This window comes from Burkholderia sp. D-99 (genome assembly GCF_011605345.1).
Taxonomy (GTDB): Bacteria; Pseudomonadota; Gammaproteobacteria; order Burkholderiales; family Burkholderiaceae; genus Burkholderia.
In genome coordinates this window covers 1,562,991-1,586,873 of the sequence record NZ_JAAOXM010000001.1, presented here as the reverse complement: position 1 = coordinate 1,586,873, position 23,883 = coordinate 1,562,991, and the positions used below count along the sequence as shown (strand labels likewise).

Annotated in this window: 23 protein-coding genes; 9 read left to right on the top strand and 14 right to left on the bottom strand. The window is 66.2% G+C overall.

Going from position 1 to position 23,883, the window contains the following annotated elements:
* Positions 1-60: 60 nt before the first annotated feature.
* Positions 61-237 carry a DUF3563 family protein gene (locus tag HAV18_RS06890; RefSeq protein ID WP_166954001.1) on the top strand — a complete coding sequence of 59 codons (177 nt, stop codon included), beginning with the start codon at positions 61-63 and terminating at the stop codon, positions 235-237.
* Between the two features lie 113 nt (positions 238-350).
* On the opposite strand, the gene HAV18_RS06885 is transcribed toward HAV18_RS06890, so the two are convergent.
* From HAV18_RS06885 to HAV18_RS06865, 5 genes are all read right to left on the bottom strand, one after another.
* Complete coding sequence (locus HAV18_RS06885) at positions 351-770, bottom strand: organic hydroperoxide resistance protein (protein ID WP_166953999.1); 420 nt, start codon at positions 768-770, stop codon at positions 351-353.
* A gap of 156 nt (positions 771-926) precedes the next feature.
* Positions 927-1,379 (bottom strand): MarR family winged helix-turn-helix transcriptional regulator, encoded by a 453-nt coding sequence (locus HAV18_RS06880; protein WP_166953997.1) that lies wholly within the window; start codon positions 1,377-1,379, stop codon positions 927-929.
* 185 nt (positions 1,380-1,564) lie between these two features.
* On the bottom strand, positions 1,565-2,374 hold the full coding sequence (locus HAV18_RS06875) for a BPSS1780 family membrane protein (protein WP_166953995.1): 810 nt from the start codon (positions 2,372-2,374) through the stop codon (positions 1,565-1,567).
* Positions 2,365-3,363, bottom strand: coding sequence for a homoserine kinase (locus HAV18_RS06870; protein WP_166953993.1), 999 nt, complete (start codon positions 3,361-3,363; stop codon positions 2,365-2,367). The genes HAV18_RS06875 and HAV18_RS06870 overlap by 10 nt, the downstream gene beginning before the upstream one ends.
* Before the next feature lie 101 nt (positions 3,364-3,464).
* On the bottom strand, positions 3,465-3,860 hold the full coding sequence (locus HAV18_RS06865; protein ID WP_021160838.1) for a hypothetical protein: 396 nt from the start codon (positions 3,858-3,860) through the stop codon (positions 3,465-3,467).
* 129 nt (positions 3,861-3,989) lie between these two features.
* On the opposite strand from HAV18_RS06865, the gene HAV18_RS06860 reads away from it, so the two are divergent.
* Positions 3,990-5,516 carry an AMP nucleosidase gene (locus HAV18_RS06860; RefSeq protein ID WP_166953991.1) on the top strand — a complete coding sequence of 509 codons (1,527 nt, stop codon included), beginning with the start codon at positions 3,990-3,992 and terminating at the stop codon, positions 5,514-5,516.
* 167 nt (positions 5,517-5,683) lie between these two features.
* Here HAV18_RS06860 and HAV18_RS06855 read toward each other — a convergent pair whose 3' ends face one another.
* Genes HAV18_RS06855 through HAV18_RS06845 form a run of 3 tightly spaced genes read right to left on the bottom strand, consistent with a single transcriptional unit; the run spans position 5,684 to position 7,999 of the window.
* Positions 5,684-6,655 (bottom strand): aldo/keto reductase, encoded by a 972-nt coding sequence (locus HAV18_RS06855; protein WP_166953989.1) that lies wholly within the window; start codon positions 6,653-6,655, stop codon positions 5,684-5,686.
* A 26-nt stretch (positions 6,656-6,681) separates the two neighbouring features.
* Complete coding sequence (locus HAV18_RS06850) at positions 6,682-7,485, bottom strand: SDR family NAD(P)-dependent oxidoreductase (RefSeq protein ID WP_166953987.1); 804 nt, start codon at positions 7,483-7,485, stop codon at positions 6,682-6,684.
* Between the two features lie 52 nt (positions 7,486-7,537).
* Entirely contained in the window at positions 7,538-7,999 is a 462-nt protein-coding gene (locus HAV18_RS06845; RefSeq protein WP_243771553.1) for a cupin domain-containing protein, read from the bottom strand.
* A gap of 168 nt (positions 8,000-8,167) precedes the next feature.
* Between HAV18_RS06845 and HAV18_RS06840 the strand changes: the two genes are divergently transcribed.
* Positions 8,168-9,100, top strand: a complete 933-nt coding sequence (locus HAV18_RS06840; RefSeq protein WP_166953983.1) for a LysR family transcriptional regulator — start codon at positions 8,168-8,170, stop codon at positions 9,098-9,100.
* Between the two features lie 57 nt (positions 9,101-9,157).
* Here HAV18_RS06840 and HAV18_RS06835 read toward each other — a convergent pair whose 3' ends face one another.
* From HAV18_RS06835 to HAV18_RS06820, 4 genes are all read right to left on the bottom strand, one after another.
* Positions 9,158-9,721 carry a Tautomerase enzyme gene (locus HAV18_RS06835; protein WP_166953981.1) on the bottom strand — a complete coding sequence of 188 codons (564 nt, stop codon included), beginning with the start codon at positions 9,719-9,721 and terminating at the stop codon, positions 9,158-9,160.
* Between the two features lie 149 nt (positions 9,722-9,870).
* Complete coding sequence (locus HAV18_RS06830; protein ID WP_166953979.1) at positions 9,871-10,863, bottom strand: GlxA family transcriptional regulator; 993 nt, start codon at positions 10,861-10,863, stop codon at positions 9,871-9,873.
* Positions 10,864-11,071: 208 nt separating this feature from the next.
* On the bottom strand, positions 11,072-11,386 hold the full coding sequence (locus HAV18_RS06825) for a hypothetical protein (RefSeq protein ID WP_166953977.1): 315 nt from the start codon (positions 11,384-11,386) through the stop codon (positions 11,072-11,074).
* 391 nt (positions 11,387-11,777) lie between these two features.
* Entirely contained in the window at positions 11,778-12,536 is a 759-nt protein-coding gene (locus HAV18_RS06820) for a TIGR00730 family Rossman fold protein (RefSeq protein WP_166953975.1), read from the bottom strand.
* A gap of 1 nt (position 12,537) precedes the next feature.
* On the opposite strand from HAV18_RS06820, the gene polA reads away from it, so the two are divergent.
* The 3 genes from polA to HAV18_RS06805 all read left to right on the top strand — a co-directional run bounded on the left by polA (position 12,538) and on the right by HAV18_RS06805 (position 18,192).
* The gene (gene polA / locus HAV18_RS06815) at positions 12,538-15,291 is read left to right on the top strand and encodes a DNA polymerase I (RefSeq protein WP_166953973.1); all 2,754 of its coding nucleotides are present in this window, start codon (positions 12,538-12,540) and stop codon (positions 15,289-15,291) included.
* A 269-nt stretch (positions 15,292-15,560) separates the two neighbouring features.
* Positions 15,561-16,895: an NAD(P)/FAD-dependent oxidoreductase gene (locus HAV18_RS06810; protein WP_166953971.1), complete on the top strand. Its 1,335-nt coding sequence runs from the start codon at positions 15,561-15,563 to the stop codon at positions 16,893-16,895.
* A gap of 421 nt (positions 16,896-17,316) precedes the next feature.
* On the top strand, positions 17,317-18,192 hold the full coding sequence (locus HAV18_RS06805) for a dienelactone hydrolase family protein (protein WP_166953969.1): 876 nt from the start codon (positions 17,317-17,319) through the stop codon (positions 18,190-18,192).
* 43 nt (positions 18,193-18,235) lie between these two features.
* Here HAV18_RS06805 and HAV18_RS06800 read toward each other — a convergent pair whose 3' ends face one another.
* Complete coding sequence (locus HAV18_RS06800; protein ID WP_166953967.1) at positions 18,236-19,105, bottom strand: sulfurtransferase; 870 nt, start codon at positions 19,103-19,105, stop codon at positions 18,236-18,238.
* A gap of 117 nt (positions 19,106-19,222) precedes the next feature.
* On the bottom strand, positions 19,223-20,329 hold the full coding sequence (locus HAV18_RS06795; protein ID WP_166953965.1) for an aromatic ring-hydroxylating dioxygenase subunit alpha: 1,107 nt from the start codon (positions 20,327-20,329) through the stop codon (positions 19,223-19,225).
* A 271-nt stretch (positions 20,330-20,600) separates the two neighbouring features.
* Between HAV18_RS06795 and HAV18_RS06790 the strand changes: the two genes are divergently transcribed.
* The 3 genes from HAV18_RS06790 to dxs all read left to right on the top strand — a co-directional run bounded on the left by HAV18_RS06790 (position 20,601) and on the right by dxs (position 23,761).
* Positions 20,601-20,894 carry an exodeoxyribonuclease VII small subunit gene (locus tag HAV18_RS06790; RefSeq protein WP_011355806.1) on the top strand — a complete coding sequence of 98 codons (294 nt, stop codon included), beginning with the start codon at positions 20,601-20,603 and terminating at the stop codon, positions 20,892-20,894.
* Positions 20,891-21,775: a polyprenyl synthetase family protein gene (locus HAV18_RS06785; RefSeq protein ID WP_042975833.1), complete on the top strand. Its 885-nt coding sequence runs from the start codon at positions 20,891-20,893 to the stop codon at positions 21,773-21,775. Before HAV18_RS06790 ends, HAV18_RS06785 begins: the two co-directional genes overlap by 4 nt.
* Positions 21,776-21,856: 81 nt before the next feature.
* The gene (gene dxs, locus HAV18_RS06780) at positions 21,857-23,761 is read left to right on the top strand and encodes a 1-deoxy-D-xylulose-5-phosphate synthase (protein WP_166953963.1); all 1,905 of its coding nucleotides are present in this window, start codon (positions 21,857-21,859) and stop codon (positions 23,759-23,761) included.
* Positions 23,762-23,883: the final 122 nt, after the last annotated feature.

Here is a 23,883-nt window from a genome sequence, read left to right as displayed (position 1 = left end):
GGTTTTCCCTATAATTCGGGAAAACCCTAGTCAAAGAACCCTTGGATTGCGAGATCGACCATGTACCTGCTGAGCCACCTCTTCCTGATGCTGACCAAGAACGCTGAAACGGCCCGTAAAGAGCGCGCCGAGGCGTACCTGTCCGAAGCAACCGACATCTACGATCTCGAATTCCGTATGCGCAAGATCGATCGCGAAGCGGCGGTGAACCGCCCGTATTCGATCGGCTCGCGCTAAGCAGCGCAAGGCGGGCCTGCCGGTCTGCCATTCCGGCGAGTCACGCAGTAAAAAAGGGCGCGTGCGGCTACATGCCGCACGCGCCCTTTTTGCATTCGCGGCCTTGCGTCGCGTCAGACGAGCGTCAGGCGCACCGGCACGTTGTTGCGCGTCGCGTTCGAGTACGGGCACACGTGGTGCGCTTTTTCGACCAGCGCTTGCGCGTCGGCCTTGTCGAGCCCCGGCAGCGACACGCGCAGCTCGATGTCGAGCCCGAAGCCGCCTGCGTCGTTCGGGCCGATGCCCACTTCCGCCGTGACCTGCGTGTCGGCCGGCAGCGCCTTCTTGTCCTGGCCGGCGACGAATTTCATCGCGCTCAGGAAGCAGGCCGAGTAACCTGCAGCGAACAGTTGCTCCGGATTCGTGCCTTCGGCGCCCGTGCCGCCGAGTTCGCGCGGCGCGGCCAGCTTTACTTCCAGCTTGTTGTCAGCGGATACCGCGCGGCCATCGCGGCCACCCGTGCTCGTGGCGCTGGTCTTGTACAGAATGTTCATCGTGCAGCTCCTGTCGGGAAAAGGGAGGAAAAGCGGCTCGGTCGAACGGGGTGTCGCCGGCCACGAGAAAAATATAGAACACAAATCATTTGTGTGCAAATGAAATTTCGAAGAAAAGGCCCGGTAGTACCGGGCCGGTTCGTCGATGCTCGCCTGTCAGCGTTCGTTGGCGGCCGACAGCGCGTCGCGCAGCTGCTGGAGATCGGCGCGCAACCTGACCAGGAACTCGGGGGATTGCTGCATCGCGCAAAAGAGATCGGCGGGTACCGAGCGCGCGCGGTCCTTCAGCGCACGGCCTTCCGGTGTCACGCGCACGTTCACGACGCGTTCGTCGGCCGCACTGCGCACGCGCTCGACGTAGCCGAGCGCCTCCAGCCGCTTCAGCAGTGGCGTGACCGTGGCCGGGTCGAGGTCGAGCCGCGCGGCGATGTCCTTCACGGCGATGTCGTCGCGCTCCCACAGCACGAGCATCGCGAGATATTGGGGATAGGTCAGCGACAGCTTGTCGAGCAGCGGCTTGTACGTTTTCGTCATCGCGTGCGAAGTCGAGTAGAGCGCGAAGCACAGTTGCTCGTCGAGCGTCTGGGGCAGTGGGGGCAGGCGGTCCATGATTCGGGAGGCGCGTTGAACGCGCGAACAATTTGTACGCAAATTATTTTGCGCGCAAAAGATCGGGATGAACAGGGGCGGCCGGCGCGGGGCGGTGGCCGACGGAGGCGGGGAAAGGGAGGGGGCGCCGGGAGTCAATCCGGCGCGGAGAGCGGCGGGCCGGCGACGCGCGCCGGCCGGAGACTTCAGCGGCCCGACGTGGTTGTCGTCGCGCCCGGCTCCTGTACGCCGAAGCAGCCGCGATAGGTCGCGTAGAACGAGCAGTACAGCATCGTGACGATGACGATCGTCACCGGCATCATGATCGTCAGTGCATAGGCGCCGGCGCCGAGCGCCTGCAGCAGCAGCGACAGCGCGAGCGACGTGCCGAGCGCGACGCCGAACCACAGCGCGCCGTACACGACGAACGCGCCGCGATTGCGCCAGCAGCTGACGATGCTGAAGAACAGCGCCTTGGCGGGCGGGACGTCGTGCCACGCGACCAGCACCGGCGCGAACCAGAACAGCATCGCGACCGGCAGGTAGAGCAGCGTCGCGAACATCAACGCGCCGAACGTGCCTTGCGCAGCGAGCGTTTCCGGCGTCGTGCTCGCTTCATCGGCCGCGCCCATCATCACGTGGAACAGCGCGCCGCCGTCCACGAACGACGAAGCAGCGAACACGAGCACCATCGATACAACGTAGATCACGCCGAGCACGAGCAGCCGCTGGGTCGCGACGGTGCCGTAGGAGCGGAAGCCGTCGATGAGGATCGTCGGCATCACGGGCTTGCCGGCCACCGTGTCGCGGCATGCGGCCATGAAGCCGACCGCGATGCCGGGAATGAACACGAGCGGCAGCGCGGAGCCGATCACGGGCACCATCGACACCAGCGTGATCGCCAGCAGGTACGTGAAGAACAGCGTGATGAACGCGAGCGGGTTCCGGCGGAACAGCCAGACGCCTTGACGGAACCAGACATAGCCCGTTTTGGCGGGCACTTCGATCAGTTGCATGCGGTTTGGATCTCGGGAAGCGCGGGCGTATGCGCGATACGCTCGCGCAGGATGCGTTCGAAATGGCCGGGGTCGTGCGGCTTGAGCATCTCGGCCGCGCGCGGCAGGTAGAAGTCGTACAGGCGCGACACCCAGAAGCGGTACGCGCCCGCGCGCAGCATGTCGCTCCAGTGGCGGCGCTCCTCGGCCGTGAACGGCCGCACGGTCTGGTACGCGCGCAGCAGCGCATCGGCGCGCGCGACGTCGAGTACGCCGGTCGCGAGGTCGACGCACCAGTCGTTGACCGTGACCGCGACGTCGAACAGCCACTTGTCGCAGCCCGCGAAATAGAAGTCGAAGAAGCCGCCGAGCCGTACGTCATGGCCGGTGTCGGGCGCCGCGTGCGCGAACAGCACGTTGTCGCGGAACAGGTCGCAATGGCACGGCCCGGCCGGCAGCGCCGCGTAGTCGTCCGACGCGAAGAAGCCGGCCTGGTGCGCGAGCTCGCCTTCCAGGAGCGCGCGCTGCGCGTCGGTGATGTACGGCGCGATCGCCGGCACGTTCTCCTGCCACCACGGCAGGCTGCGCAGGTTCGGCTGGTTGCGCGGATAGTCGCGGCCGGCGAGATGCAGGCGCGCGAGCATCTGCCCGACCTCGATACAGTGTTCGACCCTCGGCGCGAGTTCGGCCGAGCCGTCGAGCTTCGTGACGATCGCGGCCGGCTTGCCGTGCAGCTCGCCGAACAGCGCGCCGTCGTCGCGCGGGATCGGATCCGGTACCGGCACGCCGTGGCCGGCCAGATGGCGCATCAGGTCGAGGTAGAACGGCAGTTGCTGCGCCGTCAGATTTTCGAAGATCGTGAGGACGTACTCGCCGCGCGTCGTCGTCAGGAAGAAATTGCTGTTTTCGATACCGGACGGAATGCCGCGGAACGCAAGCACGTCGCCCAGTTCGTAGTGGCGCATCCATTGCGCGAGATCGGAGTCGGAAACAGCAGTGAAAACGGCCATGCGGGATGCGTCAGGTCAGGGTGTCGGCACGCGGGCGGCGTGCGTCGCGACAGCAGGTGAAAGGGGGCGGCGCGCGGCGGTCGGTGCCGCGCGCCACAGAATCAGTAGCGCAGGTTCAGCGACGGCAGGCGCGTGATCGGGATGCCCGCGTCGTGCGGCTTCGGCGACGTGTCGGGCGTCGAGCTCATCTGGTAGCGCGTGCCGAAGTTCGACTTCACGTCGATCTCGACCGGCTTGCCGCGATCGCGGTACTCGGTGACTTCGGTGCCGTTCTTGCTCTTTTCGTGGAAGCTCGGCGTGCGGCGGATGTCGGCGAAGTCGACTTTCGACGTGACTTCGGCGCCCGGCCGGTTGATCTTGCGGAGATCGGGCAGGCCGGCGGCCTCGTTGGCCTCGGCCCGTGCCTGCGCGTCGGCGTCAGGCGTGCCGCCGGCGGCGTAAGCGGCGCTGGCGGCGGCAAACGCGGCGGCAGCGACGACGAGAATGAGCGGCTTCATGATGAGTCTCCAGTGAACCCACCGATTTTAGCAAATACTGCGCACCATCCGGCCCTCGCGTGCATAGGGGCGGCCATAAAGGCGACCGGGTTCCGTGGTAATGTCGTCGGATCAGACGAGGTGATGAAAATGAAGAACGATTTGAGCCGCCGGCACCGGGTGCTGACGCCCGAGAGCCCGTCGGTCGAGGCTTTCGACGATCCGATCGCCGCCGTCGCGCGGCTGTCCGCCATTTACGACACGAACACGGGCTTCCTGCGCGACGCATTCGCGCGCTATCGCCGCCACGAACCGATCACCGAGCACGTGCGCGCGTGCTACCCGTTCGTGCGGATTCGCACCGACGTCAACACGCACGTCGATTCGCGCCGCTCGTATGGTTTCGTCGCCGGCCCCGGCGTGTTCGAGACGACGGTCACGCGCCCCGACCTCTTCGCGAACTACTATCGCGAGCAACTGCGCCTGCTGGCGAAGAATCACCATGTGAAGATCGAGATCGGCGTGTCGTCGCAGCCGATCCCGATCCATTTCGCGTTTCCGGAAGGTATCCATCTCGAGGGCGAGCTCGACCGCGACCGCCTGCTCGCGATGCGCGACATCTTCGATACACCCGACCTGTCGTATCTCGACGACCGCATCGTCAACGGCACGTTTGAGCCGGCGCCGGGCGAGCCGCATCCGCTCGCGTTGTTCACGGCCGCGCGCGTCGACTTCTCGCTGCACCGGCTGCGCCACTACACGGCGACGTCGCCCACGCATTTCCAGAACTACGTGCTCTACACGAACTACCAGTTCTACATCGACGAGTTCGTGAAGCTGGGCCGCACGGTGATGACGGAGAGCGACGATCCCGAGGTGCGCGCGTATCGCAGCCAGTACAGCGCGTTCGTCGAGCCGGGCGATGTCGTGACCTACAACGCGAACCTCGGCAGCGAGCCGGCCGAGGGCGCCGCGCCGCCGCGCCTGCCGCAGATGCCCGCGTATCACCTGAAGCGCGCGGACGGCAGCGGGATCACGATGGTCAACATCGGCGTCGGCCCGTCGAACGCGAAGACGATCACCGATCACATCGCGGTGCTGCGTCCGCACGCGTGGGTGATGCTCGGTCACTGCGCGGGGCTGCGCAACACGCAGCGTCTCGGCGATTACGTGCTCGCACACGGTTACGTGCGCGAGGATCACGTGCTCGATGCCGACCTGCCGCTGTGGGTGCCGATTCCGGCGCTCGCCGAAGTGCAGCTCGCGCTCGAGCGCGGGGTGGCCGACGTCACGCAGCTCGATGGCGTCGAACTGAAGCGCGTGATGCGCACGGGCACCGTCGCGAGCGTCGACAACCGCAACTGGGAGCTGCGCGATCATCGCGAACCCGTGCAGCGCCTGTCGCAGAGCCGCGCGATCGCGCTCGACATGGAAAGCGCGACGATCGCCGCGAACGGCTTCCGCTTCCGCGTGCCGTACGGCACGCTGCTGTGCGTGTCGGACAAGCCGCTGCACGGCGAACTCAAGCTGCCGGGCATGGCCGACACGTTCTATCGCGGGCAGGTCGACCAGCATCTGCAGATCGGCGTGAAGGCGATGGAGATCCTGCGCACGAACGGGCTCGACAAGCTGCATAGTCGGAAGCTGCGGAGCTTTGCGGAAGTGGCGTTTCAGTAAGCGTGCTGACCGGCGCGCCTGTCGAGGCGCCGCCGGGTTTGGGGGCTGTCCGGCCGGTGTAGGCGCACGTTCGGTCGCCGGGGCGACCGGCGCGAGCCTGTATGGCGCCATGATTCACGCGGCATCGGTGTTCCGGTCCAGCCGGCCGGCCCGCTCCACCATCACCATCACCATTGCACCGGTTCGACCGTCCGGTCGAACGCGGCCTCCAGCAACGCGGTTTCGCCGTCGTCGAGCGTCAGGTCAAGCGCTGCGAGCGCATCGGCCGTATGGTTCGGCTTCGACAGCCCGACGATCGGTGCGGTGATGCCGGGCCGTTGCAATGCCCAGGCAAGGGCGACCTGCGCGGGCGGTACGCCGCGTGCCTGAGCCACCTGCCTGACCGCTTCGGCGGTCGCCGCGACGGTGTCGCGGCCGCCGTACCACGACACCATCTGGCGGTCGGTTGCAGCGCGCGTCGTGCCTGCCTCTCGGGAGCCGGCCAGCAGCCCGCGGCCGAGCGGCGACCACGGCGTATAAGCGATACCTTCGTCGATGCACAGCGGCAGCATGTCGCGTTCGTCGTCGCGGCAGATCAGGCTGTACTGGCTCTGCATCGACACGAACCGGGCGAGCCCGTGATGCCGCTGGAACGCGAGCATTTTCATGAACTGCCATGCGTGCATCGACGATGCGCCGAGATAGCGCACCTTGCCGCTGCGGACGATCGCGTCGAGCGCATCGAGCGTTTCGTCGATCGGCGTGTCCGGATCGAACCGGTGGATGACGTAAAGATCGACGTAATCGGTGCCGAGGCGCTGTAACGACGCGTCGATGCTGGCGAACAGGTGCTTGCGCGACAACCCGCCCGAATTCGGGCCGTCACCGGTCGGAAAGAACGCCTTGGTCGCGATCACCACGTCGTCGCGCGTTGCGAAGTCGCGCAGCGCGCGCCCGAGAATGCGCTCGCTCTCGCCGTCCGAGTAGATGTCGGCCGTGTCGAAGAACATCACGCCCGCGTCGAGCGCCGTGCGGATGAGCGGGCGGGCCACGTCCTCGGTCACGACCCACGGCCGCCACGCCGGGTTGCCGTAGGTCATGCAGCCCACACACAGCTTCGACACCTTCAGCCCGGACGTTCCCAGTCTCACATGCTCCATCGGTTCTTTCTCCGTCGCGGCATCGTTCAGCGCATGCCGCCGATCGTGTAGCCACCGTCGACGAGGATCGATTCGCCGGTCACGAAACGCGCCTCGTCGCTGCACAGCCAGACGGCGGCGTCGGCAACATCCTCGGGGGTGCCGATCCGCCGCGCGGGCGTGAACGCGGCGAACGGGCGAAACATCTCGTCGTCGCCGAAGCGGCGCGCCATCGGCGTGTCGATGATGCCGGGGTTCACGTTGTTGATCCGGATGCCGTGCGGGCCACCTTCGAGCGCGACCGCGCGCACCAGCGCATCGAGCGCGCCCTTGCTCGCCGAATAGGTCGACGAGCCGGCCAGCGCGCCTTTCGCGAGCCAGGATGATGTATTGACGATCGCGCCGCCGCCGTGCGCGAGCATGGCTTCCATCTCGTATTTGATCGACAGCCACGTGCCCTTGAGATTGGTGGCGATCACGTCGTCGAAGTCGGCTTCGGTCTGTTCCACGATCGGCGCGAACGTGCCTTCCGTGCCGGCATTGTTGAAGGCCGCATGCAACGCGCCGTAGCGCTCCAGCGTCGCGTCGACGAGCGCGCGTACGCCATCGGCGGATGCGACGTCGACCGCGATCGCGAATGCGTCGCCGCCGCGTTCGGCGATCGCCCGCACGGTTTCGTCGAGCGGCGCCGCGCGCCGCCCGGTGACGACGACGCGCGCACCGTCCCGCGCGAACGCGAGCGCGGCTGCACGGCCGATGCCGGTGCCGCCGCCCGTGACGAGCGCGACGCGTCCGTCGAGGCGCGGCCGGGGTGCGGCGGAAGGGCGGGATGGGTTACGTGAATCGGTCATGATGGATGGCGCTCCGCGTCAGGGTGAAACGAGCCGGCCTGCGGGCCGGCGCTCAGTCTTCGCTGTCCGGAACCGTCAGCGGTGCACCGGGCGTGCCGGCGTAGAAGACGATCAGTTCCGCGGCTTCGTCGCCGGTCTCGCCGCGATGCGCACCGCCGACCATTTCCGGTACCACGTCGCCGGGACCGAGCGCCAGCCGCTTGCCGTCGCTGCGGCGCACGGCGCTCAGATGGCCCGACAGCACGTAACCGACGTTGATTGCCGGATGCGTGTGCCATGGCAGCACGGCGTGCGGCGGGATGGTGTAGCGTACGACCGTCACTTCCGGCTGCCGCGCCGGATACGCGCGATACGGCGAGCCGTCCCACGCGTGCGTGGTCTGCAGCAGTAGCGTTTCGACGACGCCGGTGCGCGCACCGGCGTCTTGCGCGAGTGCGGGCGACACCGTGCCGGCAAGGATCGACCCGACCGCGACAGCGGCTCGGGAGGCAGCGGAAAATGAGCGCAGGTTCATGGCGTACGGCCCGGTGGGGCGAATCGTCGAAGACAGCGCCATTGTGCGAAGCGGGGCGGCACGCGGATAGCGCCGGTCCGGTTGAAACGGATTCAACTTGACCGGCCGGCGTCACGACGTCATCGATGGATGCCCGGGCGTGCCGGGGTCGACGGGAGGGAAACTCGGATGGATCGTTTGAAGGCGCTGACGGTATTCGTTCGCGTCGCCGTCGCGGGCGGCATCAGTGCGGGCGCCCGCGAACTCGGCATGACGCCGCAGGCGGCCAGCAAACAGGTCGCGGCGCTGGAGGCGCTGCTGAACGTGCGACTGTTCCAGCGCTCGACGCACCGGATTGCGCTGACGGCCGAGGGCGAGCGCCTGCTCGCGCAGTGCCGCGGTGCCGTCGGCGAACTCGAGACGGCGTTGCGCACGCTCGACGACGATCGCGCGCACGCGGTCGGCACGATCCGCGTGGCCGCGCCTTACTCGCTGGCCCGGCGCTTTCTCGCGCCGTTGCTGGGCGAGTTTTGCGATCGGCAGCCGGGCGTCACGGCCGAACTGATCGTCAGCGACGACATGGCCGACATCGTCGAGCAGCGAATCGACATCGCGGTGCGGACCGGCGATCTGCCCGATAGCGGGCTGGTCGCGCGGCGCGTCGCCGACCTGCAACTGATCGTTTGCGCGACGCCGGCGTATTTGCGGCGCCACGGCGCGCCGCTGACCGTCGATGCGTTGCGCGATCACCGTTGTACCGCGTTCCTGTATCCGCGTACGGGCAAACCGTTTCCCTGGGAATTTCTCGTCGACGGGCGCGTCGACACGCAGCAGGTATCTCCGTTCATTGCGACCAACGACATCGATGCGGAACTCGACATCGTGCTGAGCGGCGCGGCGATCGGCCAGTTCTTCGGCTATTCGGTCCATGCGCATGTGCGTGAGGGGCGCCTCGTGCCGCTGCTGACGCAGCATGCGACCTGTCGCTACGGGCTCTATCTGTGCATGCCGCAACGAACCCATTTGCCGCGAAGGAGCCGGTTGCTGATGGATTTTCTCGCCGAGCGACTCGGCGCGCATCCGGAGCTCGCGCCGCTTCCGCTGGCGGGCGCGGCTGCGTGACGCGCATGGCTGGTGAGGCGAGCCCGGACGGTTGACGCGGGAGGCGGTGCGCCAAAATCAGTGTGCGGGCTTGGTGGCGACGTCGGGTGACGCACTGCGATGCGTGGCGCGCATCGCGTCGACCATGGCCTCGATCATGCCGATCGCATCCGTCCGTCGCTTGGTCGCGAGGCGCTGTTCGCCGAGCGCCCGCAGCGTGGCCCCGCCGAAATATTCCATGATGTCCGGCAGGCGGCGTACCACGCCGCGGCTACCCCAGCGGCCGTCATCGATTTCCGTTGGAAAGACCCATACGCGCGTCGCGACGGCGTCGACCGGCACGCCTTCGGCGCGAGCGACGGCAGCGGTCACGTCCGCGATCAGCCCGGCACGCGCGGCGTCCGTGTACTGACCTTCCGGCACGGTCGGCACGATCCGGTAGATCGGCGCAGGTGCGACAGCCCCCGCGCGATACACGGCTGCCGGCCGATGGACGAAGATCCATGTCACGTCCCGCACGCGCGGATTGTCGGGATCGAGTCCCTCGTGACGGATCAGCGTTCCGGTCAGTTCTTCCATCAGTTGTGCTTCGGCCTGTGGTGCGAGCGCACCTTCGGGAATGTAGACGTCGATCATCGGCATGATGGTGTCCTGGTTCGGTGGAGATGGCGTCGCTCCGAGGCGGGGCGACGTGAACCGAGTGTATGAATCCTGTGCCGATGTGCGGAGTGGCGAAACTGCCATTCGACGATGCCATTTCCGACACCGTACCCAATGCCTGTCGTATGCGCTTATTGCGTGAAGCGACGGCGATACTCGCCGGGGGAGATGCCCGTCTCGCGCTTGAACAGTTGCCGGAAGCCGCTGATGTCCGCGTAGCCGACGCGCTCGCAAACGGTATCGATAGCGAGCTTCGTTTCCGCGAGAAGCCGCTTCGCGACTTCGATCCTGAGCGACTGCAGATACCGGAGCGGCGGTGCGCCCACCGCGTCCCTGAAGCGGCGATGGAGCGTGCGTTCGCTCATCGCGACGTGATCGCTCAGCCGGGCGAGGCTGAACGGTTCGCGCAGGTGCTTTTCCATCCAGCGCTGCGCGCGGGCGATGGCCGGATCGTCGTGCTCGTCATGACCCATCCGCCCGAGATCGATGAACGAATCCTGCGACACGCGGTTCGCGTCGATCAGCATGAGCCTGGCGACAGCCGCGGCAACGCGCGCGTTCGCCAGTTTGTCGACGACCCGGAGCGCGAGATTCTGATACGACGTGACCGCGCCGCCACACAATATGCCGTCCTGTTCGGTGAGGACGTCCGACGCGCGCAAGGCCACGTCCGGATAACGTACGCGGAAGTTCGACGCTTTCGACCAGTGCGTCGTGGCGACGCGGCCGTCGAGCAGCCCGGCTTCCGCGAGCAGGAACGCGCCCGTGCAGTAGGTGGCGATCAGCGTGCCGCGTGCGTGATGCCGGCGCAGCGCGTCGAACAGCGGCGCGAGCGACGCGGGCCGCGCGAGCAGCCGCTCGAGATCGGCGACGAACGGTGCGGTCAGCCAGATCGCATCGGCGGCGCTGTGGCAGTCGATCGCGCCGTCGACCGGGGCGGTCTGGCCGGAGGCGGTGCGCACCGGCTTGCCGTCGATCGATTCGATGCGCCAGCGAAACGGGGCCTGCGGCCGGCCGGCGCGTATCGACGGGGCGAGATGATTGGCTGCCGTGAAGATGTCGGTCGGCGCGGCGATGCCAGACGCAAGGGCGCGGTCGACAGCCCAGATCCGGATCAGTGGCATGGGTGGCGGGAATGGCCATGGACAGGGCCGATCCTACCATCGGTGCGCGGGATCGCGCAGTCGCTCGTGGTATGCGTGACAGTCGGGCTTGCCGCTCGCGTCGCCGGCGGCGGGCCGTGACGGCGCGCAACGCGCCGCCGAAAGCGACAAGGCCGCCCGACGCCGAAGCGCACGGGCGGCCTTGCCGGTCAGTCGAGTGCGCTGTCGCTCAGCACTCACCCTTCTTCGCGTGTCCCGGCGGGCAGTGGTAGCCGCCGCGATCCGGGCCGTGATCGCGGTCGGGGCCGCGATGGCGCTGGTGATCTTCCCACTCGCGGCGTTCCCAGTAGCGGCGGCCGTCCCAGTAGCGGTCGCCATGCCAGCCGACGATGACCGCGGGCGCCGGGGCGACCATGACGGGCGCAGGTGCGACGACGACCGGCGCGGGCGTGCCGATGTTGACGTCGACGTTGACGGCGTGAGCGAGGCTCGACAGCGAGAGGCCGAGCCCGGTGAAGGCGAGGGCGATCAGAGAGCGCTTCATGTTCTTTTCCGTGATGTCGTTGTGAGGTGGCCGGCGCGACGCGATGGAAGCGAGGGGGGATCGTTCCACCGGGGGAACGCCGCGCCGACGAAATGAAGTGTGCTGGCACGGCACGGAAAAGGCGAGGCTCGTTTATTACAGCAGGTTGGCGGCGCGCAGCCACCGGATACGGGCATCAGGCCGCCCATTTGACAATGGCGGGCCGCGCGTGTGGGTGGCCTCGCTGCATTGCGTAGTGCGGGCCGCACGAATTTGACATTCAGCGGTGCGCTGCCATCAGGCGGGATTAACAGCGCGTTACAAAGTGACACGCGGCAGGTGGCGGGATCGCCATGCCTGCCGCGTGGAAAGCGGTACGCCGGCCGTCGGGCCGGCGGTCGTCACGGATGGGTTACAGATAGAACATCCGGTCTTCTTCGGGGCGCGGCGGATGGCCGTCATCGTCCGAACCTTCTTCCTCGCCGCTGTCCTCGTAGAACGCGAGCACGGCATCGAGCACCTGATCGGGATCGTCGATCACCTGCATCAGGTCCATGTCTTCCGCGTTGATGAGGCCCATCGGGATCAGCTGGTCGCGGAACCACTGCAGCAGCCCTTTCCAGAACTCGCTGCCGACGAGGATGATCGGCACGAGGCGCGATTTCTTCGTCTGGATCAGCGTAAGCACTTCCGACAGCTCGTCGAGCGTGCCGAAGCCGCCCGGCATCACGATCACCGCATCCGAATTCTTCACGAACGTGACCTTGCGCGTGAAGAAGTGGCGGAAGCGCAGCGAGATGTCCTGATAGTGGTTGCCGGCTTGCTCGTGCGGCAACTCGATGTTCAGGCCGACCGACGGCGCCTTGCCGGCATGCGCGCCCTTGTTCGCGGCTTCCATGATGCCGGGGCCGCCGCCGGAGATCACGGCGAAGCCGGCGTCGGACAGCTTGCGCGCGATCTGCACGGCGAGCTTGTAGTGCGGCGTGTCGGGCTTGAGGCGGGCAGAACCGTAGATGCTGACAGCCGGGCGGATCTCCGACAGGTACTCGGTCGCCTCGATAAACTCTGCCATAATCGTGAACATCTGCCACGATGCGCGCGCCTTCTTGGCCGTCGCGCGTTCTTGATCTGCGAGCGAACGCAGACTCGGAATCACTTTTCTCTTGTTCATAATGCCTGAAGAACGAAATCTGGAAGGTAAGACCCTGCTATTGGTTGACGGTTCGAGCTATCTGTATCGGGCTTACCATGCGATGCCTGATTTGCGTGGCCCTGGCGGGGAGCCGACCGGAGCGCTCTACGGAATCATCAACATGCTGCGCCGTATGCGCAAGGAAGTCAGTGCAGAGTATAGCGCTTGCGTGTTCGATGCAAAGGGCAAGACGTTCCGTGACGACCTTTATGCCGACTATAAGGCAAACCGTCCGTCGATGCCGCCCGATCTTGCATTGCAGGTCGAACCGATCCACGGTGCCGTGCGCGCGCTCGGCTGGCCGCTGCTGATGGTCGAAGGCGTCGAGGCCGACGATGTGATCGGCACGCTCGCGCGCGAAGCCGAACGGCACGGGATGAACGTGATCGTGTCGACGGGCGACAAGGATCTCGCGCAGCTCGTGACCGACCACGTCACGCTCGTCAACACGATGACCAACGAGACGCTCGATCGCGACGGCGTGATCGCGAAGTTCGGCGTGCCGCCCGAGCGGATCATCGACTACCTCGCACTGATCGGCGACACCGTCGACAACGTGCCGGGCGTCGAGAAGTGCGGGCCGAAGACGGCCGTGAAATGGCTGGCGCAATACGACAGCCTCGACGGCGTGATCGAGCATGCGGGCGAGATCAAGGGCGTGGTCGGCGACAACCTGCGCCGCGCGCTCGACTTCCTGCCGCTCGGCCGCACGCTCGTGACCGTCGAGACGGCGTGCGATCTCGCACCGCATCTCGAATCGATCGAAGCGTCGTTGAAGACCGACGGCGAAGCGCGCGACCTGATGCGCGACATCTTCGCGCGCTACGGCTTCAAGACCTGGCTGCGCGAAGTCGACAGCGCACCCGTCGAGGGCGGCGGCGCCGATGCGCCGGAAGGCGAGCCGGCGCCGGTGGTGGCAGCCGACATCGTCCGCGAATACGACACGATCCAGACCTGGGAGCAATTCGACGCGTGGTTCGCGAAGATCGACGCGGCCGCGCTGACCGCGTTCGACACCGAGACGACCGCGCTCGACCCGATGCTCGCGCGGCTCGTCGGCCTGTCGTTCTCGATCGAGCCGGGCAAGGCTGCGTACCTGCCGGTTGCGCACCGCGGCCCCGACATGCCCGAGCAGCTGCCGATCGACGAAGTGCTCGCGCGCCTGAAGCCGTGGCTCGAATCGGCCGATCGCAAGAAGGTCGGCCAGCATATGAAGTACGACGCGCAGGTGCTTGCGAACTACGACATCGCGCTGAACGGCATCGAGCACGACACGCTGCTCGAATCGTATGTGGTCGAATCGCACCGCACGCATGACATGGACAGCCTCGCGCTGCGTCATCTGGGTGTCAAGACGATCAAGTACGAAGACGTCGCGGGCAAGGGCGCGAAGCAGATCGGCTTCGACGAAGTGGCGCTCGCGGAGGCCGCCGCATACGCGGCCGAAGATGCGGACATCACGCTGCAGCTTCATCACGCGCTGTATCCGCAGGTCGCGCGCGAACCGGGCCTCGAGCGTGTGTATCGCGAGATCGAGATGCCCGTGTCGCTCGTGCTGCGCAAGATGGAACGCACGGGCGTGCTGATCGACGATGCGCGCCTGCAGGCGCAGAGTACCGAAATCGCGACGCGCCTGATCGAGCTCGAAGCGCAGGCGTACGAACTGGCGGGCGGCGAATTCAATCTCGGCTCGCCGAAGCAGATCGGCCAGATCTTCTTCGAGAAGCTGCAGTTGCCGGTCGTGAAAAAGACGCCGAGCGGCGCGCCGTCGACCGACGAAGAGGTGCTGCAGAAGCTGGCGGAGGACTACCCGCTGCCGAAGCTGCTGCTCGAGCATCGCGGGCTGTCGAAGCTGAAGTCGACCTATACCGACAAGCTGCCGCGCATGGTGAACCCGTCAACGGGCCGTGTGCACACGAACTACGCGCAGGCCGTCGCGGTCACGGGCCGTCTTGCGTCGAACGATCCGAATCTTCAGAACATTCCGGTGCGCACGGCCGAAGGCCGGCGCATCCGCGAGGCGTTCATCGCGCCGCCGGGTCACCGGATCGTGTCGGCCGACTATTCGCAGATCGAACTGCGGATCATGGCGCACATCTCGGGCGATGCGTCGCTGCTGCGCGCATTCTCGCAGGGCGAGGACATCCACCGCGCGACGGCCGCCGAGGTGTTCGGCGTGACGCCGCTGGAGGTCAATTCCGACCAGCGCCGGATCGCGAAGGTGATCAACTTCGGGCTCATCTACGGGATGAGCGCATTCGGCCTCGCATCGAACCTCGGCATCACGCGTGACGCCGCGAAGCTTTATATCGACCGTTATTTCGCGCGCTACCCGGGCGTCGCGCAGTACATGGAAGACACGCGCTCGGTGGCGAAGGAGAAGGGCTACGTCGAAACCGTTTTCGGTCGCCGCCTGTGGCTGCCGGAGATCAACGGTGGCAACGGCCCGCGCCGCCAGGCGGCCGAGCGCGCGGCGATCAACGCGCCGATGCAGGGCACGGCGGCCGACCTGATCAAGCTGTCGATGATCGCGGTGGACGACTGGCTCACACGCGACAAGCTTGCATCGCGGATGATCATGCAGGTGCACGATGAACTGGTGCTCGAGGTACCCGACGGCGAGCTGTCGCTGGTGCGCGAGAAACTGCCGGAAATGATGTGCGGCGTGGCGAAGCTGAAGGTGCCGCTCGTCGCCGAAGTCGGTGCCGGCGCGAACTGGGAAGAGGCACACTGACGCACCGACGCGCGGTTCCCGATTCCTGCGGCATATTGTTGCAGGGATGCTGAATATCGAGATGGTTTGCTTGTGGTCAACGCGCAAGCTCCCGGACAATGCATGTCATTGACACGGGGGCAGCGCGCCCCGCGTTCCGGGGTGGGCGCATCGAAGTGCTTCGAACTGCACAACGATGATGTCCGAACCGGTTAATCCACTGGATTGCGCGAATGCATCGCGTTCGCACTGTCAGGCGGCAGCAGTTTCGAATCGCAAAGGGGGAACAGATGCATCGGATCATCATCGTAGGCGGGGGCGCGGGCGGCCTTGAACTGGCGACGCGGCTCGGCGATCGTTACGGCGCGCGCGGCAATCGCTCCGCGCGTGCGCTTGTCACGCTCGTCGACCGCAATCCGACCCACATCTGGAAACCGCTGCTGCACGAGGTCGCGGCCGGCAGCATGGACCCGTTCACGCAGGAGCTCGAATATGCGGCGCAGGCCCGCTGGCATGGCTTCGAGTTCCAGCAGGGCGGGCTGACCGGGCTCGACCGCGCGGCGAAGCGCATCACGCTCTCGCCGGTCAACGACAGCGACGGCGAGGAACTTCTGCCGGCGCGCGAGCTGGAATACGACACGCTCGTGATCGCGATCGGCAGTACAACCCACTTCTTCGGCGTGCAGGGCGCATCGGAAAATGCGATCGCGCTCGATACGGTCGGGGAGGCCGAGCGCTTCCGCAAGCGGCTGATTGCCGCGTGCATGCGCGCCGAGCACCAGGTGCCGGCGCCGGCTGCGCCGGGCGAAGCGGCCGAGCCGCGCATCCAGGTGGTGATCGTCGGCGGCGGCGCGACGGGTGTCGAGTTGTCCGCCGAGTTGCGCAACACCGCGCAGGTGTTGTCGGCCTACGGGCTGCACAAGCTCGACCCGCGGCACGACGTCGGCATCGTGTTGATCGAATCGGGGCCGCGGATCCTCCCGGCGTTGCCGGAGCGCGTGTCGTCGGCGACGGCCGAACTGCTCGAAAAGATCGGCGTGCGGCTGATGCTTGCCGAGCGCGTGACCGAGGTGGCGCCCGGGGCCGTCCATACGGCGAGCGGCAAGTCGGTGCGTGCCGACCTGACGGTCTGGGCCGCAGGCATCAAGGCACCGTCCGTGCTTGCCAATCTCGATGGTCTCCAGGTCAACAAGCTCGGCCAGCTTGACGTGCGCCGCACGCTGCAGACCTTTACCGACGACAACGTGTTCGCGCTCGGCGATTGTGCGGCATGCGCATGGCCCGGCAACGAGCGCAACGTGCCGCCGCGCGCGCAGGCCGCGCACCAGCAGGCGAACTTCCTGCTGAAGGCAATCGGCTGTCGGCTCGACGGGCGCCCGCTGCCCGAATTCACATATCGTGACCTGGGCTCGCTCGTATCGCTCGGCCATTTCAGCGCGGTCGGCAACCTGATGGGCGGGCTGATCGGCGGCAACATGCTGATCGAAGGGCTGTTCGCGCGCTTCATGTACATGTCGCTGTACCGGATGCACATCGCCGCACTGCACGGCTATCCGCGCATGATGCTGGATACCGTCGCGCACTGGCTGCGGCGCACGACGCTGCCGCGCGTCAAGTTGCACTGAGCGCGCGCTCACGTGGGAAGCGGGCGGGGAGTGCGCACGTCGTGCGTCGTCTCTGCCCGTTTTTTTTTCGGGCAGCCGGGCTGCCGTGCCCGTGTGTGACGGGCAACATCGACCGCCGGTTTTCGTTTCAATTCGCAAGCATCCGATCGCGCGACGGCGATCGGCATGCGGCTGGTTGCATCGCGATTCGACGGGCCGCCTGCGGTTTTTTGCGCGACGATCGACTTGTCGAAGCAACGCGTCGTAATTGAGTCTTACATATCTGACAGTTGACGTGACAACGGATTATTGGGCATCTTGTCCGGGTTTCCGTTTGCGGCGGGGTGCCAACCGCCGTGACATCCGCGCCGCGCGCCGGCGCGATGCCCCGTCATGCCGTATCCGCGATCGTGACGGCGGCGCCCAATCGAGGAGTGCATTCATGTTGAAACCCGAAGTCGACAGCCTGGTTCCCCACGTTCCGTTCTCGCGCCGCAAGTTCATGCAGGCCGCGCTGGGCGGTGCCTTCGCGGCGGCGGTGCTGCCCGTGTCGGCGCAAACGGTCACGACCGACAGCGAAGGGCTGGACGTCGACACCGTCGAGATCCGCTCGGGAGACTCGAGCGTGCCTGCGTATCGCGCGCAGCCGAAGGACAAGACGAACCTGCCGGTCGTCATCGTGATTCACGAGATCTTCGGCGTGCACGCGCACATCGCCGATGTCTGTCGCCGCTTCGCGAAGCTCGGTTATCTCGCCATCGCGCCCGACCTGTTCGTACGGCAGGGCAATGCGGCGAAGTATCCGACGATCAAGGATCTGTCCGAGCACATCGTCAGCAAGGTGCCGGACCGGCAGGTTACCGAGGATCTCGATGCGACCGTCGCGTGGGCCGGCAAGAACGGCGGCGATCTGTCGCGTCTCGGCGTGGTCGGGTTCTGCTGGGGCGGCCGTCAGAGCTGGCTGTATGCCGAGCACAACCCGCACGTGCGTGCGGCCGTTGCATGGTACGGGTTCGTCGAGGGCAAGACCGACGAGATGACGCCGTTCAACCCGGTCGATCATGCATCGTTGCTGAAGGTGCCCGTGCTCGGGCTTTACGGCGAGAAGGATGCGAACATCACGCAGGCGTCGCTCGCCGACATGCGCAAGGCGATCCAGGCGAGCGATTCGAAGCTCGCGCGCGAATCGGAGATCGTCGTGTATCCGGATGCCGGTCACGCGTTCTTTGCCGATTACCGGCCGAGCTATGTGAAGGCCGATGCGGAGGAGAGCTGGAAGCGCGCGATCGCGTGGCTCCGCAAGTACGGCGTGATGTAAACGGCAAGCGGCGGCACATGCCGCCGCTTCGGTGGGGCCGAGCTTACGGTGTCGGGCCGGTTGCGATCGGCCGCGACGGATCGGCGCTCCATTCGCTCCACGAGCCCGGGTACAGCGATGCGCCGTGCAGGCCCGCAATCTCCAGTGCAAGCGCGTTGTGGCATGCGGTGACGCCGGAGCCGCATTGCAGGATCACGCGGTTCGGTTCGGTGCCCGCCAGCACCGCGGAAAACGCTTCGCGCAGTTCGTGGCCGGTCTTGAAGCGGCCGTCTGCGGCGAGGTTGTCCTTGAAGAAGCGGTTGCGTGCACCGGGGATGTGGCCGCCCACACGATCGATCGTTTCGTTTTCACCGCGGTAGCGGTCGGGTGCGCGCGCATCGATCACGACGCGCGTGGGTGTGCTCACGTTGGCGAGCACGGCTGCCGCGTCGACCGTCGATTCGAGCGGCGCAGCCGCGCGGAAATCGCCGGCGGCCGGTTTCGGCACGTCGGTTGCCACCGGCTGGCCGGCTGCTTCCCAGGCCTGCAGGCCGCCGTCGAGCACGGCGACCGAATCGTGGCCGAGCCAGCGCAGCAGCCACCACAGGCGCGCCGCATAGGCACCGCCTTGCGCGTCGTACGCGACGACCTGCTGGCCCTGCTTGAGGCCGCGGCTCGCGAGCAGCGTGGCGAGTGCGTCGCGGGTCGGCAGTGGATGGCGGCCGTTGGTGCCCGTCTTGCGGCCCGACAGGTCGCGGTCGAGATGGAGGTACTGTGCGCCGGGAATATGGCCGGCTGCAAACGCGGCTTCTCCGGCGGCGGGATCGACGAGATCGAAGCGGCAGTCGAACAGCGCGACGCTGCCGGGCGCCGCCGCCAGGCGCTCGGCGAGATTGGCGGCGGAAATGAGCGTGGTGTAGTGGGTGTGTGGCATGACGGCTCCCTGGAGTGCGAATGGCCTGACATTCCAAGTCTAAACAAAAAAAGACGGGCCGAAGCCCGTCTTTTCGTCTGCCGGATGCCGTGCAGCGTCAAAGCGCCGCACCGGCTGTCAGATGTCGCCGAGGTGGCGGCGCAGGAACTCGTGGAAGTGCTGCATGCCGTCTTCCATCGGGCTCTGGTACGGGCCGACCTGCGACTCGCCGCGTGCCATCAGCGCACGGCGGCCTGCGTCCATCCGCATGGCGATCTCGTCGTCCTCGACGGCCGTTTCCATATAGGCGGCGCGTTCCGCCTCGACGAATTCGCGTTCGAACAGCGCGATTTCCTCGGGGTAATAGAACTCGACGATGTTGGTCGTCTTCTGCGGGCCGCGCGGGATCAGCCACGACACGACGAGCACGTGCGGATACCACTCGATCATCAGGCCTGGGTAGTAGACCATCCAGATCGCGCCGAACTCCGGCGGCACGCCGTTGCGGAACTTGAGCACCTGCTCGTGCCATTTCTGGTAAGTCGCGCTGCCCGGTTTCGCGAGTGCGTTGTGCACGCCGACTGTCTGCACGCTGTACCAGTCGCCGAACTCCCATTTGAGGTCGTCGCACGACACGAAGCTGCCGAGGCCCGGGTGGAACGGGACGACGTGGTAATCCTCGAGGTAGACCTCGATGAATGTCTTCCAGTTGTAATCGCACTCGTGCACTTCGACGTGATCGAAGTGATACTCCGAGAAGTCGAAGTGATGCTTCGTGCCGAGATGGGCGAGATCGCGCGCGACATTGCGGCCTTCGGCCTCGAACAGCAGCCCCTGCCAGTTCTGCAGCGGGCTCTTGCCGAGGTTCAGGCACGGCTTGTCGGGGAAGTGCGGCGCGCCGAGCAGTTCGCCTTCCAGATCGTACGTCCAGCGGTGCAGCGGGCACACGATGTTCTGCGTGTGGCCGCGCCCGTTGAGCATGATCGCCTGGCGGTGACGGCAGACGTTCGACAGCAGTTCGATCTGGTTCGCCTGGTTGCGGACCAGCACGCGGCCTTCCTTCTCGGACGGCAGCGCAAAATAATCCCCCGCCTCGGGCACCATCAACTCGTGCCCGACGTAACGAGGTCCTTTCTTGAAGAGGGTTTCGATCTCGCGCTCGAGTAGCGCCTCATCGAAATATGCAGTGACTGGAAGTTGGCTGTGAGCCGACTTCAACTGAAGCGCATCGCTCAGATTGGACATTCCCACTCCCGGTGTTAGCGTGAAAGCAGTGAACAACCCAACCATCGAAAAATCGATTTAGGGAAACGGGGAATTATACCCGGTTCGCCTCGCAAGGCTAGGATTAAGTGCCTGATTTGTGTCAATTTTTTGTCGAGCGACAATCGGGAGGTGCATACTGCGGGTCAGAGATGGGGCCCGAATATGCGCTCGGGCGTCCAAGTCGGCAGATCGGAGAATTCTCTTTTGCCGTAGAATGTCCGACTTGTTTTGAAATTTGACACCCTCGTCCATGGCGAAAACCGCATCCCCTGGCGCCACGCCGCCCGGTAATGGCACCGAACCGTTGCCGGACAATTACGAGATGGCGCTCGCGGAACTCGAGACGCTGGTTGCCCGGATGGAAGGCGGCGCGTTGAGCCTCGAGGATTCACTGACGGCATACCGCCGCGGTGCGACCCTCGTTGCGTTTTGCCAACAGCAGCTTGAGAAAGTGGAACAGCAGGTTCGCGTGCTCGATGGCGCGACGCTGAAGCCGCTTTCGTCCGGAACGGCCGCCACGGACGGCGAAGACGACGATCTATGACATTCGAACAATGGATGCGGTCCGTGCTTGACCGCGTCGAGGACGCACTCGGCCACTATCTGCCCGCTGAAACCGCGGTGCCGGTGAAACTCCACGAGGCGATGCGCTATGCGGTCCTCGGCGGCGGCAAACGCGTTCGCCCGCTGCTGTGCCATGCAGCAGGCGAACTGACCGGCGCGACGGAAGCGGCGCGCAATGCGGCGGCAGCAGCACTGGAGATGATCCACGTCTACTCGCTCGTGCACGACGACATGCCGTGCATGGACGACGACGCGCTGCGTCGCGGCAAGCCGACCGTGCACGTGCAGTACGATGAGCCGACGGCACTGCTGGTCGGCGACGCGCTGCAATCGCAGGCGTTCGTGGCGCTGACCGATGCCGCTGCGCTGTCGCCGGTGCAGCAGGCCGCGCTCGTGCGCGAACTGGCGCTGGCGAGCGGCTCGATCGGCATGGCCGGCGGGCAGGCAATCGACCTGGCGAGCGTCGGCCTCAAGCTGACGCGCGAGCAGCTCGAGACGATGCACCGGATGAAGACGGGCGCACTGCTGCGCGCGGCCGTGCGGATGGGCGCGCTGGCCGGCGAGACGCCGTCGGCGGAAACGATGGCTGCACTCGACGTGTACGCGGGGGCAGTGGGTCTGGCCTTCCAGGTCGTCGACGACATTCTCGACGTCACGACCGATTCGGCGACGCTCGGCAAGACGGCCGGCAAGGATGCGGCGAACGACAAGCCGACCTATGTATCGATCCTCGGCCTCGAGGCGTCGCGCGAGCTCGCAGCACAACTGCGTGCCGAAGCCCACGACGCGCTGAAACCGTTCGGCGCACGCGCTCAGCGTCTCGCCGAACTTGCCGACCTGGTAGTGAACCGGGTCAGCTGACGCGAAAGCCCGCCGCCGCGCACATGCTACGGTGCGTGCAACAGAATGCGGGCGCGTTTGATTTCCTACAATGGAACGACGATGTACGACTTGCTGAAAACCATCGACGACCCGGCGGATTTGCGCCGCCTCGATCGTCGCCAACTCCAACCGCTCGCGGATGAACTGCGCGCGTTCGTGCTCGACAGCGTGTCGAAGACGGGCGGCCATTTGTCGTCCAACCTCGGGACGGTCGAGCTGACGATCGCGTTGCACTACGTGTTCAACACGCCGAACGATCGCATCGTCTGGGACGTGGGCCACCAGACCTACCCGCACAAGATCCTGACGGGCCGTCGCGACCAGATGCATTCGCTGCGTCAGCAGGACGGCATCTCGGGTTTCCCGCGCCGTTCGGAGTCGGAATACGACACGTTCGGCACCGCGCACTCGAGCACGTCGATCTCTGCCGCGCTCGGCATGGCGATCGGCAGCCAGCTGAACGGTGACGACCGCTTCTCGATCGCCGTGATCGGCGACGGTGCGATGACGGCCGGCATGGCGTTCGAGGCGATGAACAACGCGGGCGTGTCGGAAGACGCGAAGGTGCTCGTGATCCTGAACGACAACGACATGTCGATCTCGCCGCCGGTCGGCGCGCTGAATCGCCATCTCGCACGCCTGATGTCGGGCCGCTTCTACGCGGCCGCGCGCGCGGGCGTCGAGCGCGTGCTGAGCGTGGCGCCGCCGGTGCTCGAACTCGCGCGCAAGCTCGAGGAACACGCGAAGGGCATGGTCGTGCCGGCCACGCTGTTCGAAGAGTTCGGCTTCAACTACATCGGCCCGATCGACGGTCACGATCTCGATTCGCTGATCCCGACGCTGCAGAACATCCGCGAACTGCGCGGCCCGCAATTCCTGCACGTGGTGACGAAGAAAGGCCAGGGCTACAAGCTCGCCGAAGCCGATCCCGTGCTCTATCACGGCCCCGGCAAGTTCAATCCGGCCGAAGGCATCAAGCCGTCGACCGCGCCCGCGAAGAAGACGTACACGCAGGTGTTCGGCGAGTGGCTGTGCGATGAAGCCGAGCGCGACTCGCGCGTCGTCGGCATCACGCCCGCGATGCGAGAAGGCTCGGGCATGGTCGAGTTCGAGAAGCGCTTCAAGGATCGCTACTACGACGTCGGCATCGCCGAGCAGCACGCGGTGACGTTCGCAGGCGGCATGGCAACCGAAGGCCTCAAGCCGGTCGTCGCGATCTACTCGACGTTCCTGCAACGTGCTTACGATCAACTGATCCACGACGTCGCGCTGCAGAACCTGCCGGTCGTGTTCGCGATCGACCGCGCGGGCCTCGTCGGCGCGGACGGCGCGACGCACGCGGGCGCGTACGATCTCGCGTTCATGCGCTGCATCCCGAACATGACGATCATGGCTGCCTCCGACGAGAACGAGTGCCGCCAGATGCTGCACACTGCGCTGCAGCAGCCGAACCCGACTGCGGTGCGCTATCCGCGCGGCGCGGGCACGGGCGTGGCGACGGTGAAGGAATTCACCGAGATCCCGCTCGGCAAGGGTGAAGTGCGTCGCCAGACGTCGCAGCCGGAAGGCAAGCGCGTCGCGATCCTCGCGTTCGGCACGATGGTCGCGCCGTCGCTCGCCGCGGCAGAAGAACTCGATGCAACCGTCGCGAACATGCGCTTCGTGAAGCCGGTCGACGCGGCGCTCGTGCGCGAACTCGCCGAGACGCACGACTACCTCGTCACGGTCGAGGAAGGCTGCGTGATGGGCGGCGCGGGCTCGGCCTGCGTGGAAGCCCTGATGGAGAGTGGGGTTATCCGACCCGTACTACAATTGGGCCTCCCTGACCTGTTCATCGATCACGGCGACCCCGCGAAGCTGCTGTCGCAATGCGGCCTCGACGGAGCGGGTATCGCGAAATCGATTCGCGAACGCTTTCTGAATCCGGCGGCCGATGTCGCCGGTCAGGCGAAGCGCGTCGCATAAGCTGGTGCCGCCTGCGGGCGGTGCCGGTGCGACTGGCGCAACCGGTCTTCATTGATGCGGAAAACATGGGCCTGCGGGCCCATGTTGCTTTTCCGGCTGCCGCATGACGCGGCGTGCGCGTC

Excerpts from the sequence above, each read along its gene's own strand:
- HAV18_RS06840 (WP_166953983.1), top strand. The coding sequence starts at position 8,168 with ATGGATCGTTTGAAGGCGCTGACGGTATTCGTTCGCGTCGCCGTCGCG.
- HAV18_RS06865 (WP_021160838.1), bottom strand. The coding sequence starts at position 3,860 with ATGAAGCCGCTCATTCTCGTCGTCGCTGCCGCCGCGTTTGCCGCCGCC.
- HAV18_RS06785 (WP_042975833.1), top strand. The coding sequence starts at position 20,891 with ATGACATTCGAACAATGGATGCGGTCCGTGCTTGACCGCGTCGAGGAC.
- HAV18_RS06890 (WP_166954001.1), top strand. The coding sequence starts at position 61 with ATGTACCTGCTGAGCCACCTCTTCCTGATGCTGACCAAGAACGCTGAA.
- polA (WP_166953973.1), top strand. The coding sequence starts at position 12,538 with ATGCCTGAAGAACGAAATCTGGAAGGTAAGACCCTGCTATTGGTTGAC.
- HAV18_RS06800 (WP_166953967.1), bottom strand. The coding sequence starts at position 19,105 with ATGCCACACACCCACTACACCACGCTCATTTCCGCCGCCAATCTCGCC.
- HAV18_RS06790 (WP_011355806.1), top strand. The coding sequence starts at position 20,601 with ATGGCGAAAACCGCATCCCCTGGCGCCACGCCGCCCGGTAATGGCACC.
- HAV18_RS06845 (WP_243771553.1), bottom strand. The coding sequence starts at position 7,999 with ATGAACCTGCGCTCATTTTCCGCTGCCTCCCGAGCCGCTGTCGCGGTC.
- HAV18_RS06795 (WP_166953965.1), bottom strand. The coding sequence starts at position 20,329 with ATGTCCAATCTGAGCGATGCGCTTCAGTTGAAGTCGGCTCACAGCCAA.
- HAV18_RS06855 (WP_166953989.1), bottom strand. The coding sequence starts at position 6,655 with ATGGAGCATGTGAGACTGGGAACGTCCGGGCTGAAGGTGTCGAAGCTG.
- HAV18_RS06825 (WP_166953977.1), bottom strand. The coding sequence starts at position 11,386 with ATGAAGCGCTCTCTGATCGCCCTCGCCTTCACCGGGCTCGGCCTCTCG.
- HAV18_RS06870 (WP_166953993.1), bottom strand. The coding sequence starts at position 3,363 with ATGGCCGTTTTCACTGCTGTTTCCGACTCCGATCTCGCGCAATGGATG.
- HAV18_RS06885 (WP_166953999.1), bottom strand. The coding sequence starts at position 770 with ATGAACATTCTGTACAAGACCAGCGCCACGAGCACGGGTGGCCGCGAT.
- dxs (WP_166953963.1), top strand. The coding sequence starts at position 21,857 with ATGTACGACTTGCTGAAAACCATCGACGACCCGGCGGATTTGCGCCGC.
- HAV18_RS06830 (WP_166953979.1), bottom strand. The coding sequence starts at position 10,863 with ATGCCACTGATCCGGATCTGGGCTGTCGACCGCGCCCTTGCGTCTGGC.
- HAV18_RS06820 (WP_166953975.1), bottom strand. The coding sequence starts at position 12,536 with ATGAACAAGAGAAAAGTGATTCCGAGTCTGCGTTCGCTCGCAGATCAA.
- HAV18_RS06880 (WP_166953997.1), bottom strand. The coding sequence starts at position 1,379 with ATGGACCGCCTGCCCCCACTGCCCCAGACGCTCGACGAGCAACTGTGC.
- HAV18_RS06810 (WP_166953971.1), top strand. The coding sequence starts at position 15,561 with ATGCATCGGATCATCATCGTAGGCGGGGGCGCGGGCGGCCTTGAACTG.
- HAV18_RS06850 (WP_166953987.1), bottom strand. The coding sequence starts at position 7,485 with ATGACCGATTCACGTAACCCATCCCGCCCTTCCGCCGCACCCCGGCCG.
- HAV18_RS06860 (WP_166953991.1), top strand. The coding sequence starts at position 3,990 with ATGAAGAACGATTTGAGCCGCCGGCACCGGGTGCTGACGCCCGAGAGC.
- HAV18_RS06875 (WP_166953995.1), bottom strand. The coding sequence starts at position 2,374 with ATGCAACTGATCGAAGTGCCCGCCAAAACGGGCTATGTCTGGTTCCGT.
- HAV18_RS06835 (WP_166953981.1), bottom strand. The coding sequence starts at position 9,721 with ATGCCGATGATCGACGTCTACATTCCCGAAGGTGCGCTCGCACCACAG.
- HAV18_RS06805 (WP_166953969.1), top strand. The coding sequence starts at position 17,317 with ATGTTGAAACCCGAAGTCGACAGCCTGGTTCCCCACGTTCCGTTCTCG.